General features: G+C 41.9%; 1 pseudogene. It reads right to left on the bottom strand.

Features of this window, described 5'->3' with window-relative positions:
- Positions 1-222: pseudogene (locus CHH91_RS21615) on the bottom strand (ABC transporter permease); the annotation flags it as partial.

The following is a 222-nucleotide window of genomic DNA, read 5'->3' on the forward strand; positions in this document are numbered from 1 at the left end:
GCAAATGCAGTCAAAATTAATGTGACCTCTTGCATGATGAGACCAATTAAAGCTGGAATATTAAATTCCATACTGTCCATGGAAGGATTATAAAACACCTGTGTTTCATGCTTTAATGGGCTATTAGGAACTTCTGCTCCACTCCGGACCAATTGTTCCGTCTGAACTGTCTGTGCATAGTTTAGCAAAAGCGACTCGCTTCGGAACAACGCCTCTTGTGCA

Origin of the sequence: Virgibacillus sp. 7505 (genome assembly GCF_002272135.1) — a bacterium.
In the GTDB taxonomy this organism is placed as follows: Bacteria; Bacillota; Bacilli; order Bacillales; family Amphibacillaceae; genus Terribacillus.